The sequence below is a fragment of the Geobacillus sp. ZGt-1 genome (assembly GCF_001026865.1).
In the GTDB taxonomy this organism is placed as follows: Bacteria; Bacillota; Bacilli; order Bacillales; family Anoxybacillaceae; genus Geobacillus; species Geobacillus thermoleovorans.
Genome location: NZ_LDPD01000002.1, coordinates 97766 through 116705 on the forward strand (window position 1 = coordinate 97766; position 18940 = coordinate 116705).

The window sequence follows — 18940 nt, forward strand, 5'->3', positions numbered from 1 at the left end:
GAAAACAAAGGAGGAAGTTGTGATGACGAAAGAACAAATCATTGAAGCAGTGAAAAATATGACCGTATTGGAATTAAACGAATTGGTGAAAGCGATCGAGGAAGAATTCGGCGTAACAGCTGCGGCTCCGGTTGTTGTCGCGGGCGGCGCAGCAGCTGGCGCTGAAGCAGCGGCAGAAAAAACGGAATTCGACGTCATTCTTGCCGACGCCGGCGCGCAAAAAATCAAAGTCATCAAAGTCGTTCGCGAAATCACTGGCCTCGGCCTGAAAGAAGCGAAAGACTTGGTCGACAACACCCCGAAGCCGATCAAAGAAGGCATTGCGAAAGAAGAAGCAGAAGAAATCAAAGCAAAACTCGAAGAAGCTGGCGCGAAAGTCGAAATCAAGTAATGGCTGCGCCATTGAAAAAAGAGGCTTGCCCGAAGCAAGGGACGGCCTCTTTTTTGTTACACTATATAACGGAAGGCAGTGCAGCCTGTCGACAAGGAGGAGGGGATGATGATGAGCGAGCATTATTACTCAGTCAATCCGACGTCGGAGCGAAACCCGCAAACGTGGACGTACGTGTTGCGGGGGCATGAATTCCGCTTTACGACCGACAGCGGAGTGTTTTCAAAGCGCGAAGTCGACTTTGGCACACGCCTGTTAATTGAAACGTTCGAGGAGCCGGGAGTGGCTGGGGATTTGTTGGATGTCGGCTGCGGATATGGGCCGATCGGGCTTGCCTTGGCCAAATCGTTTCCAAACCGGCGCGTTCACATGATTGATGTCAACGAGCGGGCGCTCGAACTGGCGCAGGAAAACAAGCAGGCAAACGGGATTGACAATGCGGTGATTTACAAAAGCGATCTTTTTTCGGAAGTCGGAGAACAGCGATTTGCAGCGGTCGTCACCAATCCGCCGATCCGGGCTGGCAAACGGGTCGTTTACGCGATTTTTGAACAAAGCCGCGATCATCTGCTCGATCATGGCGAGCTATGGGTCGTCATTCAAAAAAAGCAAGGCGCCCCATCGGCCTTGCAAAAGCTGAACGAATGCTTTCCTGCTGTAGAAGTCGTCGCGAAGAAAAAAGGATATTATATCATAAAGGCGAAAAAATGTTGACACCGTTTTTTTATTGTGGTAGCATTATAAAATGCTAAATATGCACATTTCCCGTGCAGAGGGGATGACGTATAATTTTGGACGCAATGGAAACAATGATAAAATCAATAAACAACGAACCATATGGTTTTCTATTGGAATAGAAACCATTTTCTTTTTTTCTCCATTCAACTCAACGCCTGGTTTCCTCGCGCCGGGAGCGTGTTAAATCCCCTAAATGAAACGGTGGTGCACGCAACGAAGCCGTTTCCGCCCGGATGGCGGGGGCCGGCCGCATGCATGCCTAGTGCTTTGCCCCGGAATGACGGAGCGGCCAGTCCGCCTTGAAGGCATTGATTGCTGAGCAGAGCGGATGATGGAGCTGTTCCGGTTCCGGTTTTCACTAATGTCTACATTTGAGGGGTGAATCACTCTTGACAGGCCGACTAGTTCAATACGGGCGACACCGCCAACGCAGAAGCTATGCACGCATCAGCGAAGTGCTGGAATTGCCGAACTTGATCGAAATTCAAACGTCCTCCTACCAATGGTTTCTCGATGAAGGGCTGCGGGAAATGTTTAGGGAAATTTCCCCGATTGAAGACTTTTCCGGCAATCTCTCGCTTGAATTTATCGACTATAGTTTAGGAGAACCGAAATATACGGTCGAAGAGGCGAAAGAACGCGACGTTACATATGCGGCGCCGCTTCGCGTCAAAGTTCGCTTGATTAATAAAGAAACGGGCGAAGTGAAAGAACAAGACGTGTTTATGGGCGATTTTCCGCTCATGACGGAAACCGGAACGTTTATTATCAATGGGGCGGAACGCGTCATTGTTTCCCAGCTCGTCCGTTCGCCAAGCGTCTATTACAGCGACAAAGTTGATAAAAACGGCAAACGCGGCTACTCGGCGACAGTGATTCCGAACCGCGGCGCATGGCTTGAATATGAAACCGATGCGAAAGACGTCGTTTACGTTCGCATCGACCGCACCCGTAAACTGCCCGTTACGGTGCTTCTCCGTGCGCTTGGGTTCAGCTCCGACCAAGAAATCATCGATCTGCTCGGCGACAACGAATACTTGCGCAATACGCTTGAAAAAGATAATACCGACAGCACGGAAAAAGCGTTGATTGAAATTTACGAGCGTCTTCGTCCGGGAGAGCCGCCGACGCTTGAGAATGCGAAAAATTTGCTGGCGTCGCGCTTTTTTGATCCGAAGCGCTATGACTTGGCGAGCGTAGGCCGTTATAAAATCAATAAAAAACTTCATATTAAAAACCGCCTGTTCAATCAGCGGCTCGCGGAAACGATCATTGATCCCGAAACCAAGGAAGTCATCGCCGAAGCTGGAGCGATGATCGACCGCCGAACGCTGAATCGCCTGCTCCCGTATTTGGAAAAAGGGGTCGGCTTACAGACATACCGCCCGGCCGAAGGGGTGGTGGACGGGGACATTTCGGTGCAAACGATCAAAATTTATGCCCCGAATGACCCGGATGGCGAAAAAGTGATCAACGTCATCGGCAACGGCTTCATCGCCGAGGATGTCAAACATATTACACCGGCTGACATCATTGCGTCGATCAGCTATTTCTTCAACTTGCTCCACGGCGTCGGCGATACGGATGACATCGACCATTTAGGCAACCGCCGCCTCCGTTCGGTCGGCGAACTATTGCAAAACCAATTCCGCATCGGCCTGTCGCGCATGGAGCGCGTCGTGCGCGAGCGCATGTCGATCCAAGATACGAACACGATTACGCCGCAGCAGCTGATCAACATCCGCCCAGTGATCGCGGCGATCAAAGAGTTTTTCGGCAGCTCGCAGCTGTCACAGTTCATGGATCAAACGAACCCATTGGCCGAACTGACGCACAAGCGGCGTCTGTCCGCGCTTGGCCCTGGCGGATTGACACGTGAGCGCGCTGGGTTTGAGGTGCGCGACGTTCACTATTCGCACTACGGGCGGATGTGTCCGATTGAAACGCCGGAAGGTCCGAACATCGGACTCATCAACTCGCTGTCCACTTACGCGAAAGTGAACAAGTTCGGCTTTATTGAAACGCCATACCGGCGCGTCGATCCGGAAACAGGGCGGGTGACGGACCAAATCGATTATTTGACAGCCGATGAAGAGGACAATTACGTTGTAGCGCAGGCGAACGTACCGCTTGCGGAGGACGGCACGTTCCTTGAAGAAAACGTTGTCGCCCGTTTCCGCGGCGAGAACATCGTCGTCAAGCGCGATCGCGTCGACTACATGGACGTTTCGCCGAAGCAAGTCGTCTCGGCAGCGACGGCGTGCATCCCATTTTTGGAAAACGACGACTCGAACCGCGCGCTGATGGGAGCGAACATGCAGCGGCAAGCCGTGCCGCTGTTGGAACCCGAAGCGCCGATCGTTGGCACGGGGATGGAGTATGTTTCGGCGAAAGACTCGGGCGCAGCGGTCATTTGCAAGCACCGCGGCATCGTCGAGCGCGTCGAAGCAAAGGAAATTTGGGTGCGTCGGCTGATTGAAGTGGACGGCAAAGAAGTCAAGGGTGATCTAGATAAATATCGGTTGCTGAAATTCGTTCGTTCGAACCAAGGCACGTGCTACAACCAGCGGCCGATCGTGAAAAAAGGCGATATCGTTGAGAAGGGCGAAATTTTGGCCGATGGCCCGTCGATGGATAAGGGCGAATTGGCGCTTGGCCGCAATGTGCTTGTCGCTTTTATGACATGGGACGGTTACAACTACGAAGACGCGATCATCATGAGCGAACGGCTCGTCAAAGAAGACGTGTATACATCAATTCATATTGAAGAGTATGAAGCCGAATCGCGCGATACGAAACTCGGTCCGGAAGAAATTACGCGCGACATTCCAAACGTCGGCGAGGATGCGCTGAAAAACTTGGATGAACGCGGCATCGTCCGCATCGGCGCAGAAGTCAAAGACGGCGACTTGCTCGTCGGCAAAGTGACGCCAAAAGGAATGACCGAGCTGACGGCGGAAGAGCGGCTTTTGCACGCGATCTTCGGCGAAAAAGCGCGCGAGGTGCGTGATACGTCGTTGCGCGTCCCGCACGGCGGCGGCGGCATCGTCCTTGACGTGAAAGTGTTCAACCGCGAAGACGGCGACGAGCTTCCGCCGGGTGTCAATCAACTGGTGCGCGTCTATATTGTGCAAAAGCGGAAAATTTCCGAGGGCGACAAAATGGCAGGCCGCCACGGAAACAAAGGGGTTATTTCCCGCATTTTGCCGGAGGAAGATATGCCCTTCTTGCCGGATGGCACGCCGATTGACATCATGTTAAACCCACTCGGCGTTCCGTCGCGGATGAACATCGGGCAAGTATTTGAGCTGCACCTTGGCATGGCGGCGAAAAAACTCGGCCTGCACATCGCCTCCCCGGTCTTTGACGGGGCGACGGAGGAAGACGTTTGGAACATCCTCGAAGAGGCAGGTCTAGCGCGCGATGCAAAAACGGTGCTGTATGACGGACGGACGGGTGAACCGTTTGATAACCGCGTGTCGGTTGGGATCATGTACATGATCAAGCTCGCCCACATGGTCGACGACAAGCTTCATGCCCGTTCCACCGGCCCGTACTCACTCGTCACTCAACAGCCGCTCGGCGGCAAGGCGCAGTTCGGCGGCCAGCGCTTTGGTGAGATGGAAGTATGGGCGCTTGAGGCGTATGGGGCGGCATACACGCTGCAAGAAATTTTGACCGTCAAGTCCGACGATGTCGTCGGCCGTGTCAAAACGTACGAGGCGATCGTCAAAGGGGAAAACATTCCGGAGCCGGGTGTGCCGGAGTCGTTTAAAGTGTTGATCAAAGAGTTGCAAAGCTTGGGCATGGACGTCACGATTTTGACGAGCGATGAACAAGAAGTGAACATGGAAAACTTTGATGATGATGATGACCATGCACCGGATGCCATCATGGTGGACGTCAAACCGGCCGAACGGGAAGAAGCCGGCGAAGAGAAAGATGCGGTGACGAAAGAATAAACCGGCCATAACGGCCAGGCGGGGAGTTGTTCCCCGCCATTGGCCGCTTGAGCGAACGGAAAACCGACGGATCAAAAAGGGAGGTATACCCCTTGCTAGATGTCAATAAGTTTGAGTACATGAAAATTGGGCTCGCTTCCCCGGAGAAAATTCGTTCTTGGTCATATGGCGAAGTCAAAAAGCCGGAGACAATCAACTATCGGACGTTAAAGCCGGAAAAAGACGGCTTGTTTTGCGAGCGCATTTTCGGTCCGACGAAAGACTGGGAATGCCATTGCGGCAAATATAAACGCGTTCGCTACAAAGGCGTCGTCTGCGACCGCTGCGGCGTCGAAGTGACGCGCTCGAAAGTCCGCCGCGAACGGATGGGCCATATTGAGCTCGCCGCCCCGGTTTCGCACATCTGGTATTTCAAAGGCATCCCGAGCCGGATGGGATTGGTTCTTGACATGTCGCCGCGGGCGCTCGAAGAGGTCATTTATTTTGCATCCTATGTCGTCACCGACCCGGGTGATACGCCGCTTGAGAAAAAGCAGCTGTTGTCGGAAAAGGAATACCGCGCCTATCGCGAGAAGTACGGTCAATCGTTCCAAGCGTCGATGGGGGCGGAGGCGATCAAAAAGCTGCTCCAAGACATTGATTTGGATAAAGAGGTGGCCGCGCTGAAAGAAGAGCTGAAAACAGCGCAAGGGCAACGGCGCGCCCGCATCATTAAGCGGCTTGAAGTGCTTGAAGCGTTCCGCAGTTCAGGGAACGATCCGGCATGGATGGTGCTTGATGTACTGCCGGTCATTCCACCGGAGTTGCGCCCGATGGTTCAGCTTGACGGCGGGCGGTTTGCAACATCGGATTTGAACGATTTGTACCGCCGCGTCATCAACCGCAACAACCGGCTGAAACGGCTGCTTGATCTCGGTGCGCCGAACATTATCGTCCAAAATGAGAAGCGAATGCTGCAAGAGGCGGTTGATGCTTTGATCGATAACGGCCGCCGCGGCCGTCCGGTGACCGGTCCGGGGAACCGTCCGTTAAAATCGCTTTCTCATATGCTGAAAGGGAAGCAAGGCCGCTTCCGGCAAAACTTGCTCGGCAAGCGCGTGGACTATTCCGGCCGTTCCGTCATCGTCGTCGGCCCGAACTTGAAAATGTACCAATGCGGCTTGCCGAAAGAAATGGCGCTAGAGTTGTTCAAGCCGTTTGTTATGAAGGAGCTTGTCGAGCGGGGCTTGGCGCACAACATTAAAAGCGCGAAACGGAAAATCGAGCGCGTCCATCCGGAAGTATGGGATGTGCTGGAAGATGTCATTAAAGAACATCCGGTGCTGTTAAACCGCGCCCCGACGCTGCACCGTCTCGGCATTCAGGCGTTTGAACCAACGCTTGTGGAAGGGCGGGCGATCCGTCTTCATCCGCTTGTTTGCACGGCGTACAACGCTGACTTTGACGGCGACCAAATGGCGGTGCACGTGCCACTGTCAGCTGAGGCGCAAGCCGAAGCGCGCTTGTTGATGTTGGCGGCGCAAAACATTTTGAACCCGAAAGATGGGAAGCCGGTCGTGACACCATCACAAGACATGGTGTTGGGCAACTACTACTTGACGATGGAGCGCGAGGGAGCCATCGGCGAAGGCATGGTGTTCAAAGACACGGACGAGGCGCTGCTTGCTTACCATAACGGCTACGTCCATCTCCATTCGCGCATTGCCATTCATGCCGGTTCGCTGAAAAACGAAACGTTTACCGAAGAGCAAAACAACAAGTTGCTCTTAACGACCGTCGGCAAGCTCATTTTCAACGAAATTTTGCCGAATTCGTTCCCGTACATCAACGAGCCGACGACGGAAAACATTGAAGGGCGGACGCCGGACAAGTACTTCCTTGACAAAGGGGTCAACGTGCGCGAAGAAATTCGCAAGCGCGAACTCGTGCCGCCGTTTAAGAAAAAAGTGCTCGGGCAAATTATCGCTGAAGTGTTCAAACGGTTCAAAATCACCGAAACATCGAAGATGCTCGACCGCATGAAAGACCTTGGCTTCCAATATTCGACGAAGGCCGGCATCACGATCGGCGTGGCCGATATCGTCGTCCTGCCGGAAAAACAAGAAATTTTGGATGAAGCGCAAGCGAAAGTTGATACGGTTTTGAAGCAGTTCCGCCGCGGGTTGATTACCGACGAAGAGCGGTACGAGCGCGTCATCTCCATCTGGAGCGCGGCGAAAGACAAAATTCAAGACCGGTTGATGAAGTCGCTTGATAAACGCAACCCGATCTTTATGATGAGCGATTCCGGAGCGCGCGGGAACGCGTCGAACTTTACGCAGCTTGCGGGGATGCGCGGTTTGATGGCCAACCCGGCCGGCCGGATCATTGAGCTGCCGATCAAGTCGTCGTTCCGCGAAGGCTTGACGGTGTTGGAATACTTTATCTCGACGCACGGCGCGCGAAAAGGATTGGCGGATACGGCGCTCAAAACGGCCGACTCAGGCTATCTCACGCGCCGCCTTGTCGACGTGGCCCAAGACGTCATCGTCCGCGAAGAAGATTGCGGCACCGACCGCGGCATTTTGGCGCGGGCGCTGACGGATGGCACGGAAGTTGTCGTCAAGCTTGAAGAGCGGCTTGTCGGCCGCTATGCGCACAAAACGGTGCGCCATCCGGAAACGGGCGAAGTGATCGTCCGCAAAGACGAGATGATCACCGAAGATATCGCCAATGAGATCATTAAAGCCGGCATTACGGAAGTATGGATTCGCTCCGTATTCGCCTGCAACACGCGCCATGGCGTCTGCAAAAAATGTTACGGCCGCAACATGGCGACCGGCATGGACGTCGAAGTTGGCGAAGCCGTCGGCATTATCGCCGCTCAGTCGATCGGCGAGCCGGGCACGCAGCTGACAATGCGGACGTTCCATACAGGCGGCGTCGCCGGCGACGATATCACTCAAGGTTTGCCGCGGGTGCAAGAGCTGTTTGAAGCGCGCAACCCGAAAGGGCAAGCGGTCATTTCTGAAATCGACGGCACGGTTATTTCGATTAATGAAACGCGCGACAACCAATATGAAATCGTCGTGCAAAGCGAGGTCGAAACGCGTACGTATGTAGCGCCGTACAACGCGCGGCTGAAAGTCGAAGAAGGTCAGCGCGTCGAACGCGGCCAAGAGCTGACAGAAGGCTCGGTCGACCCGAAACAGTTGTTGCGCGTGCGCGATATTACATCCGTTCAAGAGTACTTGCTTCGTGAAGTGCAAAAAGTGTACCGGATGCAAGGGGTGGAAATCAGCGATAAGCATATCGAGGTCATGGTGCGGCAAATGCTGCGCAAAGTGCGCGTCATCGATGCCGGCGACACCGATGTGCTGCCGGGCACGCTGTTGGATGTCCACCAGTTTACGGATGTCAACGCCAAAGCTCTTCGCGAAGGGAAACGGCCGGCGACGGCCCGCCAGGTGTTGCTCGGCATCACGAAAGCGTCGCTTGAGACGGATTCGTTCTTGTCGGCTGCTTCGTTCCAAGAAACGACGCGCGTCTTGACGGATGCGGCCATCAAAGGAAAACGTGATGAACTGCTTGGCTTGAAGGAAAACGTCATTATCGGCAAACTCGTCCCGGCTGGAACCGGTATGGCCCGCTACCGGAAAGTGAAGCCGGCCGTCAAAAAGGAAACGGCTAGCGACACGGTGTCGTCCAAATAACGCGAACCAAGTGGCCGGCTAAGGCGCTCCTTGGCCGGCCATCATCTAATTAAAAATCCAGTTGACAATTGACAAAGAAAATGGTAGTCTAATAAAGGTGTTCCAACAACCTGGTACTTTGGAGGATATGTTACATGTCTTATGAAAAAGTATTACAGGCTGGAAAAATTGTCATTGGAACCAAACAAACGATAAGGGCTTTAAAGGAAGGGAAAGCAGCGGAAGTGATCGTGGCGGAGGATGCCGACTTGCCGATCATCGAAAAAGTGACCGCCGCCGCCAATGAGGCAAACGTGCCGGTCACAAAAGTCGATTCGATGAAAAAGCTTGGCAAGGCGTGCAAAATCCAAGTCGGTGCGGCCGCGGTGGCGATCCTTCGGTAACGTTTTGCCTTTCTCCCCTAAAACCTTTATTTGCATAAACGATGAACCACCTGGATATGTGGGCTTAAACGATGCATGCGAAAGGAGGATCTTTTCATGCCTACAATCAACCAATTGGTCCGCAAAGGACGCGAGAAAAAAGTCGTTAAATCGAAATCCCCTGCGTTGAACAAAGGGTATAACAGCTTCAAAAAAGAGCAAACGAATGTGTCGTCTCCGCAAAAACGCGGCGTTTGCACGCGTGTCGGCACGATGACGCCGAAAAAACCGAACTCGGCGTTGCGGAAATACGCCCGTGTCCGCTTGACAAATGGGATTGAAGTTACGGCGTACATTCCGGGGATCGGCCATAACTTGCAAGAACACAGCGTTGTGCTCATCCGCGGCGGACGTGTCAAAGACTTGCCGGGGGTACGCTACCATATCATCCGTGGGGCGCTGGATGCTGCAGGCGTAGCGAACCGGATGCAAGGTCGTTCGAAATACGGCGCGAAAAAACCAAAAGCAGCGAAAAAATAATGAAATGAAGAGAATGTTTTCCTGAAGGGAGGAAACACTATGCCACGTAGAGGCCCTGTTGCTAAACGTGACGTACTGCCAGATCCAATTTACAATTCGAAGCTTGTTACCCGTTTGATCAATAAAATTATGATCGACGGCAAAAAATCAAAAGCGCAAAAAATTCTTTACACCGCGTTTGATATTATCCGTGAGCGCACGGGTAAAGATCCAATGGAAGTGTTTGAGCAAGCGTTGAAAAACGTTATGCCGGTGTTGGAAGTGCGCGCTCGCCGCGTTGGTGGGGCGAACTACCAAGTTCCGGTCGAGGTTCGTCCGGACCGCCGCGTTTCTCTCGGTTTGCGCTGGCTCGTGCAATATGCACGTCTTCGCAACGAAAAAACGATGGAAGAGCGCTTGGCAAATGAAATTATGGACGCTGCCAACAACACGGGTGCAGCGGTGAAAAAACGCGAAGATACACATAAAATGGCTGAAGCGAACCGCGCGTTTGCCCATTACCGCTGGTAAGGAGCGTCGCCTAAAGGAAATAGGTGAGGAGGCACTGCGGTTGCCTATTCACCTATCTTCCTATATATTGCGGCCTTTCCGGTCGCGCGTGGGACAACTTCAAAGACAAGGGGATTGCGCCATCGATGGCGGCGCCATCTACTTATATTTCATATTTGAAGGAAGGAGAAAATAACCACTATGGCAAGAGAGTTCTCCTTAGAAAACACTCGCAACATAGGGATCATGGCGCACATTGACGCCGGGAAAACGACGACGACTGAACGGATCTTGTTCTATACCGGCCGCGTTCATAAAATCGGGGAAGTGCATGAAGGTGCGGCAACGATGGACTGGATGGAACAAGAACAAGAGCGCGGAATTACGATCACGTCGGCGGCGACAACGGCGCAATGGAAAGGCCATCGCATCAACATCATCGACACGCCGGGGCACGTCGACTTTACGGTCGAGGTTGAGCGTTCGTTGCGCGTATTGGACGGGGCCATCACAGTCTTAGACGCGCAATCGGGTGTTGAACCGCAAACGGAAACCGTTTGGCGCCAAGCGACGACATATGGCGTCCCACGGATCGTGTTCGTCAACAAAATGGATAAAATCGGCGCCGATTTCTTGTATTCGGTGAAAACGCTCCATGACCGCCTGCAAGCAAATGCCCATCCGGTGCAACTGCCGATCGGCGCTGAAGATCAATTCTCCGGCATTATCGACTTGGTTGAAATGTGCGCGTACCATTACCATGATGAGCTTGGCAAAAACATTGAGCGCATTGACATTCCGGAAGAATACCGCGATATGGCAGAAGAGTACCATAACAAGCTGATTGAGGCGGTCGCTGAGCTGGACGAAGAATTAATGATGAAATATTTGGAAGGGGAAGAAATCACGACGGAAGAGCTGAAGGCCGCGATCCGCAAAGCGACGATCAGCGTTGAATTCTTCCCGGTCTTCTGCGGTTCGGCATTCAAAAACAAAGGTGTTCAGCTGCTTCTTGACGGCGTTGTCGACTACTTGCCGTCTCCGGTTGACATCCCGGCGATTCGCGGCGTCGTTCCGGATACCGAAGAAGAAGTGACACGTGAAGCAAGCGATGACGCTCCGTTTGCCGCTTTGGCATTTAAAATCATGACTGACCCGTATGTCGGGAAATTGACGTTTATTCGCGTCTACTCTGGAACGCTTGATTCCGGTTCATATGTGATGAACACGACCAAAGGGAAGCGCGAACGGATCGGCCGCTTGTTGCAAATGCACGCGAACCACCGTCAAGAAATTTCGAAAGTCTATGCCGGTGATATTGCCGCAGCGGTAGGTTTAAAAGATACGACGACCGGTGATACTCTATGTGATGAGAAGCATCCTGTCATTTTAGAGTCGATGCAATTCCCAGAACCGGTCATTTCGGTGGCAATCGAGCCGAAGTCGAAAGCCGATCAAGACAAAATGAGCCAAGCGCTGCAAAAATTGCAAGAAGAAGACCCGACTTTCCGCGCTCACACCGACCCGGAAACGGGACAAACGATCATCTCCGGAATGGGCGAGTTGCATCTTGACATCATCGTCGACCGGATGCGCCGCGAGTTCAAAGTCGAAGCGAACGTCGGGGCGCCGCAAGTTGCCTACCGCGAAACGTTCCGCAAATCGGCGCAAGTCGAAGGCAAATTCATCCGTCAATCCGGCGGCCGCGGTCAATACGGCCACGTTTGGATCGAATTCTCGCCGAACGAGCGCGGCAAAGGCTTCGAATTCGAGAACGCCATCGTCGGTGGGGTTGTTCCGAAAGAGTATGTGCCGGCCGTCCAAGCTGGATTGGAAGAAGCGATGCAAAACGGCGTCTTAGCCGGCTATCCGGTTGTCGACATTAAAGCGAAACTGTTTGACGGATCGTACCACGATGTCGACTCGAGCGAAATGGCATTCAAAATCGCTGCTTCCTTGGCATTGAAAAACGCCGCGACGAAGTGCGATCCGGTTCTTTTGGAACCGATCATGAAAGTCGAAGTCGTCATCCCTGAAGAGTACCTCGGTGACATCATGGGCGACATCACGTCCCGTCGCGGCCGCATCGAGGGGATGGAAGCGCGCGGCAACGCCCAAGTCGTCCGGGCGATGGTGCCGTTGGCTGAAATGTTCGGTTATGCGACATCGCTCCGTTCGAACACGCAAGGACGCGGAACGTTCTCGATGGTGTTTGACCACTATGAAGAAGTTCCGAAAAACATCGCCGATGAAATTATCAAAAAAAATAAAGGCGAATAATTGATTTCTCTTGCTAGTTTCGCTATAAATACTTATGTAAGTAAGACTTGGGAACATTTTGTTCCCAAGCATCCTATACTTACCCAACCATATAAATTCATATCTTACTTTTAAGGAGGATATCTCTCATGGCTAAAGCGAAATTTGAGCGCACGAAACCGCACGTCAACATTGGCACGATCGGCCACGTTGACCACGGGAAAACGACGTTGACAGCTGCGATCACGACGGTTTTGGCGAAACAAGGGAAAGCCGAAGCAAAAGCGTACGACCAAATCGACGCTGCTCCGGAAGAGCGTGAACGCGGGATTACGATTTCGACGGCGCACGTCGAGTATGAAACAGATGCTCGCCACTATGCGCACGTTGACTGCCCGGGCCACGCTGACTACGTCAAAAACATGATCACGGGCGCGGCGCAAATGGACGGCGCGATCCTTGTTGTCTCGGCGGCTGACGGTCCGATGCCGCAAACGCGCGAACACATTCTTCTCTCCCGCCAAGTCGGTGTTCCGTACATCGTTGTATTCTTGAACAAATGCGACATGGTGGACGACGAAGAATTGCTTGAACTTGTTGAAATGGAAGTTCGCGATCTTCTCTCTGAATACGACTTCCCAGGCGATGAAGTGCCGGTCATCAAAGGTTCGGCATTAAAAGCGCTTGAAGGCGACCCGCAATGGGAAGAAAAAATCATTGAACTGATGAATGCGGTTGACGAATACATCCCGACGCCGCAACGTGAAGTGGACAAACCGTTCATGATGCCAATCGAGGACGTCTTCTCGATCACGGGCCGCGGTACGGTTGCAACAGGCCGTGTTGAACGCGGTACGTTGAAAGTTGGCGACCCGGTTGAAATCATCGGTTTGTCGGATGAGCCGAAAACGACGACCGTTACGGGTGTAGAAATGTTCCGCAAACTTCTCGATCAAGCGGAAGCTGGCGACAACATCGGTGCGCTTCTCCGCGGCGTATCTCGTGATGAAGTCGAGCGCGGCCAAGTATTGGCGAAACCTGGTTCGATCACGCCGCACACGAAATTCAAAGCGCAAGTATACGTCCTGACGAAAGAAGAAGGCGGACGCCATACTCCGTTCTTCTCGAACTACCGTCCGCAATTCTACTTCCGTACGACGGACGTAACGGGCATTATCACGCTTCCGGAAGGCGTCGAAATGGTTATGCCTGGCGACAACGTTGAAATGACGGTGGAACTGATCGCCCCGATCGCGATCGAAGAAGGTACGAAATTCTCGATCCGCGAAGGCGGCCGTACGGTCGGCGCTGGCTCTGTATCGGAAATCATCGAGTAATCACGGCAAAAAAGGGTGTCCAGCAATGGACATCCTTTTTTTGATGCCATCTTGACCGTCAGATTGGCGGCTGTGTTGAAAACGGGATGGCGGCTATGTATAATAGAAGAAGTGTGGGAAAAGCAAAGAAATCACTTGCAATCTTGCTTACATACCAGTATAATATCAAATGTTGGTCTTTGACTGCGATGAAGCGGAAGGTTGCTGACACACCCGGCCGCTTTGCCACGGCGGTGTGCAGGAAATTTCCGTGGAGAAGTCTATTTTCAAAATAGGCGAAGAAGGAGGGAAACCAAATGGCAAAAGAAAAAATTCGCATTCGTTTAAAAGCTTACGATCATCGAATTTTAGACCAATCGGCGGAGAAAATTGTGGAAACCGCAAAACGTTCCGGGGCAAAAGTGTCGGGGCCGATCCCGCTGCCGACGGAAAGAACGGTGTATACGATCTTGCGCGCCGTTCATAAGTACAAAGACTCCCGTGAACAATTCGAAATGCGGACGCATAAACGTTTGATCGACATCATCAACCCGACTCCGCAAACGGTTGATTCGTTAATGCGTCTCGATTTGCCGTCGGGCGTTGATATTGAAATTAAACTTTGATCGACTGGGAGGTGTGACACATGACGAAAGGAATCTTAGGAAGAAAGATCGGTATGACGCAAATATTTGCGGAAAATGGCGATTTGATTCCGGTAACCGTCATCCATGCGACGCCGAATGTCGTCCTGCAAAAGAAAACGATCGAAAACGACGGTTACGAAGCGATCCAATTAGGTTTTGAAGATATTAGTGAAAAACGCGCCAATAAACCGCAAATTGGCCATGCTGCCAAAGCTAACACGGCACCTAAGCGCTTCATTCGTGAAATCCGCGGCGCCAACATCGATGAATATGAAGTTGGCCAAGAAGTGAAAGTTGACATTTTCAGCGAAGGCGAAATTGTCGATGTCACGGGCATTTCGAAAGGGAAAGGTTTCCAAGGGGCGATCAAACGCCACGGTCAATCACGCGGACCAATGGCTCACGGTTCCCGTTATCATCGCCGTCCGGGTTCGATGGGGTCCATCGCGCCAAACCGCGTTTTCAAAACGAAAAACTTGCCGGGCCGCATGGGCGGTGAGCGCGTGACGATCCAAAACTTGAAAATCGTGAAAGTGGATCCGGAGCGCAACTTGCTGCTCATTAAAGGCAATGTGCCGGGTCCGAGAAAAGGCTTAGTCATCGTCAAAAGCGCCGTGAAAGCGGCGAAGAAGGCGAAATAACATCCGGCCAAGAAAGGAGGAACTACGTAATGCCAAAAGTAGCATTATACAACCAAAACGGTCAGACGGTCGGCGAAATCGAGTTGAACGACGCCGTTTTTGGGATTGAACCGAATAAGCATGTGTTGTTTGAAGCAGTGATTATGCAACGCGCCTCGATGCGTCAAGGAACGCATAAAACGAAAAACCGCGCTGAAGTGAGCGGCGGCGGCCGCAAGCCATGGCGCCAAAAAGGGACAGGACGCGCCCGTCAAGGTTCGATTCGCGCTCCGCAATGGCGCGGCGGCGGTACGGTCTTTGGTCCAGTTCCGCGCAGCTACAGCTACAAACTTCCGAAAAAAGTTCGCCGTTTAGCGATCAAATCGGCATTGTCTTCGAAAGTGCTCGAAAACGACATCGTTGTATTGGATCAATTGTCGCTTGAAGCACCGAAGACGAAGGAAATGGTCAAAATTTTAAACAATCTCTCAGTGGATCGGAAAGCACTCATTGTGACCGACGAGCTGAATGAGAATGTATATCTGTCGGCGCGCAACATTCCAGGCGTCAAAGTGGTGGCAGCCAACGGCATCAATGTGCTCGATGTGCTCAACCATGACAAACTCGTCATTACGAAGGCGGCCGTGGAGAAAGTAGAGGAGGTGCTTGCATAATGAAAGACCCCCGCGACATTATTAAGCGCCCCATCATCACGGAAAATACAATGAATTTGATCGGGCAAAAAAAATATACGTTTGAGGTCGACGTCAAAGCGAACAAGACGGAAGTGAAAGACGCCGTCGAGAAAATTTTTGGCGTTAAAGTAGCCAAAGTGAACATCATGAACTATAAAGGGAAATTTAAACGCGTCGGCCGCTACAGCGGCTATACGAACCGCCGCCGCAAAGCGATCGTCACGCTGACGCCGGACAGCAAAGAGATCGAACTGTTTGAAGTGTAACATAAACGATGAAGGAGGGACATTCCGATGGCGATCAAGAAGTACAAACCGACATCGAACGGCCGTCGCGGCATGACGGTGCTTGATTTCTCGGAAATTACGACGGATCAGCCGGAAAAATCGCTGCTTGCTCCGTTAAAGAAAAAGGCGGGCCGCAACAATCAAGGGAAAATTACGGTGCGCCATCAAGGCGGCGGCCATAAACGCCAATATCGGATTATCGACTTTAAACGCGACAAAGACGGAATTCCAGGACGCGTTGCTACGATTGAATACGATCCGAACCGTTCTGCCAATATCGCGCTCATCAACTATGCAGACGGTGAAAAACGCTACATTATCGCGCCGAAAAACTTGAAAGTCGGCATGGAAATCATGTCCGGTCCGGATGCGGACATTAAAATCGGCAATGCGCTTCCGCTTGAGAACATCCCAGTCGGTACGCTCGTCCACAATATTGAGCTGAAACCGGGCCGCGGCGGACAATTGGTGCGTGCAGCTGGTACGTCGGCGCAAGTGCTCGGGAAAGAAGGAAAATACGTCATCGTTCGTTTGGCTTCCGGCGAAGTGCGCATGATTTTAGGCAAATGCCGTGCAACGGTTGGTGAAGTCGGCAACGAGCAACACGAACTTGTCAACATCGGGAAAGCAGGACGCGCCCGCTGGTTGGGGATTCGCCCGACAGTTCGCGGTTCGGTTATGAACCCGGTTGACCATCCGCACGGCGGTGGTGAAGGGAAAGCGCCAATCGGACGCAAATCGCCGATGACGCCATGGGGCAAACCGACGCTTGGATACAAAACACGCAAAAAGAAAAACAAATCGGATAAATTCATCATCCGTCGCCGCAAGAAATAATGAACGAGCGCAATTCAGAAGGGAGGTTCACTTATGGGTCGCAGCTTGAAAAAAGGTCCGTTTTGCGATGAGCATTTGATGAAAAAAATCGAAAAACTGAATGCAACAGGGCAAAAACAAGTGATCAAAACGTGGTCTCGCCGTTCGACGATCTTCCCGCAGTTTGTTGGGCATACGATCGCGGTGTACGATGGCCGCAAACATGTTCCGGTCTACATCACGGAAGACATGGTCGGGCACAAACTCGGCGAATTTGCGCCGACGCGCACGTTCCGCGGCCATGCTGGCGATGACAAGAAAACGAAACGGTAATGAGAGGAGGTTCTAGATATGCAAGCCAAAGCTGTTGCAAGAACCGTTCGCATCGCTCCTCGTAAAGCGCGCTTAGTCATTGACTTGATTCGCGGGAAAGAAGTGGGCGAAGCGTTCGCTATTTTGCGCCATACACCAAAAGCAGCTTCCCCGATCATTGAGAAAGTGTTGAAATCAGCAGTCGCCAACGCTGAACACAACTATGACATGGACGTCAACAACTTGGTCATTACTCAAGCGTATGTCGACGAAGGCCCGACGCTGAAACGGTTCCGTCCGCGCGCCATGGGACGGGCAAGCGCCATTAACAAACGCACAAGCCATATTACGATCGTCGTTTCAGAAAAGAAGGAGGGATAATCCGTGGGTCAAAAGGTCAACCCGATCGGTCTGCGCATCGGCATCATTCGTGACTGGGAATCGAGATGGTATGCGGAAAAAGACTATGCAGATCTGTTGCACGAAGACTTGAAAATCCGTGAATACATTAGCAAACGCCTGCAAGACGCGGCCGTCTCCCGCGTGGAGATTGAACGGGCAGCCAACCGCGTCAACGTAACGATCCATACCGCCAAACCGGGCATGGTCATCGGGAAAGGCGGTTCGGAAGTGGAAGCACTCCGCAAAGCGCTCGCGCAATTGACCGGTAAACGCGTCCATATCAACATTGTAGAAATCAAAAAACCGGACTTGGATGCACGTCTTGTTGCTGAAAATATCGCTCGTCAGCTTGAAAACCGCGTATCGTTCCGCCGGGCGCAAAAACAAGCGATCCAACGTGCGATGCGCGCTGGGGCGAAAGGGATCAAAACGATGGTATCCGGCCGTTTGGGCGGGGCTGACATCGCTCGTTCGGAGCATTACAGCGAAGGGACGGTTCCACTCCATACGCTGCGCGCTGACATTGACTATGGAACAGCAGAAGCCGATACGACGTACGGAAAAATCGGCGTGAAAGTATGGATTTATCGTGGAGAAGTCCTTCCGACCAAGAAAAAAGCTGAGGAAGGAGGAAAATAATCATGTTAATGCCAAAACGCGTCAAATATCGCCGTGAACATCGCGGACGGATGAAAGGCCGGGCGAAAGGCGGCACGGAAGTTCATTTCGGTGAATTTGGGTTGCAAGCATTAGAATCAGCTTGGATTACGAACCGGCAAATCGAAGCAGCCCGTCGGGCGATGACCCGTTACATGAGACGGGGCGGGAAGGTATGGATCCGCATTTTCCCATCCAAACCGTATACGGCAAAACCGCTTGAAGTGCGGATGGGTTCTGGTAAAGGGGCGCCGGAAGGCTGGGTCGCCGTTGTCAAACCAGGCAAAGTGATGTTTGAAGTGGGCGGTGTTTCTGAGGAAGTGGCACGTGAAGCATTGCGTCTCGCTTCTCACAAACTTCCGATCAAATGCAAATTTGTAAAACGTGAAGAAACTGGTGGTGAAGCGTAATGAAAGCGAAAGAAATCCGTGAGTTGACCACTGCCGAGATCGAACAAAAAATTAAAGCGTTGAAGGAAGAATTGTTCAACCTTCGCTTCCAACTGGCCACAGGTCAATTGGAAAACACGGCGCGCATCCGCCAAGTGCGCAAAGACATCGCCCGCATGAAAACGATTATTCGCGAACGTGAGCTCGCTGCCAATAAATAATGTGTTTGAGAGGAGGTTTGTGGAATGAGCCAACGCAATCAACGCAAAGTGTACGTCGGGCGGGTTGTATCGGACAAAATGGACAAAACGATCACCGTGTTGGTCGAAACGTACAAAAAACATCCGCTGTACGGCAAACGCGTGA

20 protein-coding genes are annotated in these 18940 nt (G+C 52.4%); all 20 read left to right on the forward strand.

Annotation, left to right across the window (positions count from 1 at the left end):
- Positions 1-22: 22 nt before the first annotated feature.
- On the forward strand, positions 23-391 hold the full coding sequence (gene rplL / locus VU18_RS00480) for a 50S ribosomal protein L7/L12 (protein ID WP_012820484.1): 369 nt from the start codon (positions 23-25) through the stop codon (positions 389-391).
- 111 nt (positions 392-502) lie between these two features.
- On the forward strand, positions 503-1105 hold the full coding sequence (locus tag VU18_RS00485; RefSeq protein WP_025039126.1) for a class I SAM-dependent methyltransferase: 603 nt from the start codon (positions 503-505) through the stop codon (positions 1103-1105).
- A gap of 413 nt (positions 1106-1518) precedes the next feature.
- A complete protein-coding gene (gene rpoB, locus VU18_RS00490) occupies positions 1519-5091 on the forward strand; it encodes a DNA-directed RNA polymerase subunit beta (RefSeq protein WP_011229613.1) in 3573 nt (1190 codons plus the stop codon).
- A 92-nt stretch (positions 5092-5183) separates the two neighbouring features.
- Complete coding sequence (rpoC, locus tag VU18_RS00495; protein ID WP_021322058.1) at positions 5184-8783, forward strand: DNA-directed RNA polymerase subunit beta'; 3600 nt, start codon at positions 5184-5186, stop codon at positions 8781-8783.
- Positions 8784-8917: 134 nt separating this feature from the next.
- Positions 8918-9166 carry a 50S ribosomal protein L7ae-like protein gene (locus VU18_RS00500; protein WP_011229615.1) on the forward strand — a complete coding sequence of 83 codons (249 nt, stop codon included), beginning with the start codon at positions 8918-8920 and terminating at the stop codon, positions 9164-9166.
- A 96-nt stretch (positions 9167-9262) separates the two neighbouring features.
- Positions 9263-9685: a 30S ribosomal protein S12 gene (rpsL, locus tag VU18_RS00505; RefSeq protein WP_011229616.1), complete on the forward strand. Its 423-nt coding sequence runs from the start codon at positions 9263-9265 to the stop codon at positions 9683-9685.
- 39 nt (positions 9686-9724) lie between these two features.
- On the forward strand, positions 9725-10195 hold the full coding sequence (rpsG, locus tag VU18_RS00510; RefSeq protein ID WP_011229617.1) for a 30S ribosomal protein S7: 471 nt from the start codon (positions 9725-9727) through the stop codon (positions 10193-10195).
- Between the two features lie 180 nt (positions 10196-10375).
- Complete coding sequence (fusA, locus tag VU18_RS00515) at positions 10376-12454, forward strand: elongation factor G (RefSeq protein ID WP_021322059.1); 2079 nt, start codon at positions 10376-10378, stop codon at positions 12452-12454.
- Between the two features lie 128 nt (positions 12455-12582).
- Positions 12583-13770: an elongation factor Tu gene (tuf, locus tag VU18_RS00520; RefSeq protein WP_011229619.1), complete on the forward strand. Its 1188-nt coding sequence runs from the start codon at positions 12583-12585 to the stop codon at positions 13768-13770.
- 296 nt (positions 13771-14066) lie between these two features.
- On the forward strand, positions 14067-14375 hold the full coding sequence (gene rpsJ, locus VU18_RS00525; protein ID WP_008881945.1) for a 30S ribosomal protein S10: 309 nt from the start codon (positions 14067-14069) through the stop codon (positions 14373-14375).
- Between the two features lie 20 nt (positions 14376-14395).
- Complete coding sequence (gene rplC, locus VU18_RS00530) at positions 14396-15037, forward strand: 50S ribosomal protein L3 (RefSeq protein WP_011229620.1); 642 nt, start codon at positions 14396-14398, stop codon at positions 15035-15037.
- Between the two features lie 29 nt (positions 15038-15066).
- On the forward strand, positions 15067-15690 hold the full coding sequence (gene rplD / locus VU18_RS00535) for a 50S ribosomal protein L4 (RefSeq protein ID WP_011229621.1): 624 nt from the start codon (positions 15067-15069) through the stop codon (positions 15688-15690).
- Positions 15690-15977 (forward strand): 50S ribosomal protein L23, encoded by a 288-nt coding sequence (gene rplW, locus VU18_RS00540; RefSeq protein ID WP_011229622.1) that lies wholly within the window; start codon positions 15690-15692, stop codon positions 15975-15977. The genes rplD and rplW overlap by 1 nt, the downstream gene beginning before the upstream one ends.
- Positions 15978-16004: 27 nt before the next feature.
- The gene (gene rplB / locus VU18_RS00545) at positions 16005-16835 is read left to right on the forward strand and encodes a 50S ribosomal protein L2 (RefSeq protein ID WP_011229623.1); all 831 of its coding nucleotides are present in this window, start codon (positions 16005-16007) and stop codon (positions 16833-16835) included.
- Positions 16836-16868: 33 nt separating this feature from the next.
- A complete protein-coding gene (gene rpsS, locus VU18_RS00550) occupies positions 16869-17147 on the forward strand; it encodes a 30S ribosomal protein S19 (protein WP_011229624.1) in 279 nt (92 codons plus the stop codon).
- An 18-nt stretch (positions 17148-17165) separates the two neighbouring features.
- Positions 17166-17507, forward strand: a complete 342-nt coding sequence (gene rplV, locus VU18_RS00555) for a 50S ribosomal protein L22 (RefSeq protein WP_011229625.1) — start codon at positions 17166-17168, stop codon at positions 17505-17507.
- 3 nt (positions 17508-17510) lie between these two features.
- The gene (gene rpsC, locus VU18_RS00560) at positions 17511-18167 is read left to right on the forward strand and encodes a 30S ribosomal protein S3 (RefSeq protein WP_011229626.1); all 657 of its coding nucleotides are present in this window, start codon (positions 17511-17513) and stop codon (positions 18165-18167) included.
- A gap of 2 nt (positions 18168-18169) precedes the next feature.
- A complete protein-coding gene (rplP, locus tag VU18_RS00565) occupies positions 18170-18595 on the forward strand; it encodes a 50S ribosomal protein L16 (RefSeq protein WP_011229627.1) in 426 nt (141 codons plus the stop codon).
- Positions 18595-18795 (forward strand): 50S ribosomal protein L29, encoded by a 201-nt coding sequence (gene rpmC, locus VU18_RS00570; protein ID WP_011229628.1) that lies wholly within the window; start codon positions 18595-18597, stop codon positions 18793-18795. The genes rplP and rpmC overlap by 1 nt, the downstream gene beginning before the upstream one ends.
- Positions 18796-18819: 24 nt before the next feature.
- The coding region (rpsQ, locus tag VU18_RS18600) for a 30S ribosomal protein S17 (protein ID WP_236687224.1) at positions 18820-18940 on the forward strand (121 nt) is incomplete at its 3' end.

Coding starts and splice junctions, on each gene's coding strand:
- rplB (WP_011229623.1), top strand. CDS start 16,005: ATGGCGATCAAGAAGTACAAACCGACATCGAACGGCCGTCGCGGCATG.
- rplL (WP_012820484.1), top strand. CDS start 23: ATGACGAAAGAACAAATCATTGAAGCAGTGAAAAATATGACCGTATTG.
- rpsJ (WP_008881945.1), top strand. CDS start 14,067: ATGGCAAAAGAAAAAATTCGCATTCGTTTAAAAGCTTACGATCATCGA.
- rplW (WP_011229622.1), top strand. CDS start 15,690: ATGAAAGACCCCCGCGACATTATTAAGCGCCCCATCATCACGGAAAAT.
- VU18_RS00500 (WP_011229615.1), top strand. CDS start 8,918: ATGTCTTATGAAAAAGTATTACAGGCTGGAAAAATTGTCATTGGAACC.
- rplP (WP_011229627.1), top strand. CDS start 18,170: ATGTTAATGCCAAAACGCGTCAAATATCGCCGTGAACATCGCGGACGG.
- tuf (WP_011229619.1), top strand. CDS start 12,583: ATGGCTAAAGCGAAATTTGAGCGCACGAAACCGCACGTCAACATTGGC.
- rplD (WP_011229621.1), top strand. CDS start 15,067: ATGCCAAAAGTAGCATTATACAACCAAAACGGTCAGACGGTCGGCGAA.
- rpsG (WP_011229617.1), top strand. CDS start 9,725: ATGCCACGTAGAGGCCCTGTTGCTAAACGTGACGTACTGCCAGATCCA.
- rplC (WP_011229620.1), top strand. CDS start 14,396: ATGACGAAAGGAATCTTAGGAAGAAAGATCGGTATGACGCAAATATTT.
- rpsL (WP_011229616.1), top strand. CDS start 9,263: ATGCCTACAATCAACCAATTGGTCCGCAAAGGACGCGAGAAAAAAGTC.
- rpmC (WP_011229628.1), top strand. CDS start 18,595: ATGAAAGCGAAAGAAATCCGTGAGTTGACCACTGCCGAGATCGAACAA.
- VU18_RS00485 (WP_025039126.1), top strand. CDS start 503: ATGAGCGAGCATTATTACTCAGTCAATCCGACGTCGGAGCGAAACCCG.
- fusA (WP_021322059.1), top strand. CDS start 10,376: ATGGCAAGAGAGTTCTCCTTAGAAAACACTCGCAACATAGGGATCATG.
- rpsS (WP_011229624.1), top strand. CDS start 16,869: ATGGGTCGCAGCTTGAAAAAAGGTCCGTTTTGCGATGAGCATTTGATG.
- rplV (WP_011229625.1), top strand. CDS start 17,166: ATGCAAGCCAAAGCTGTTGCAAGAACCGTTCGCATCGCTCCTCGTAAA.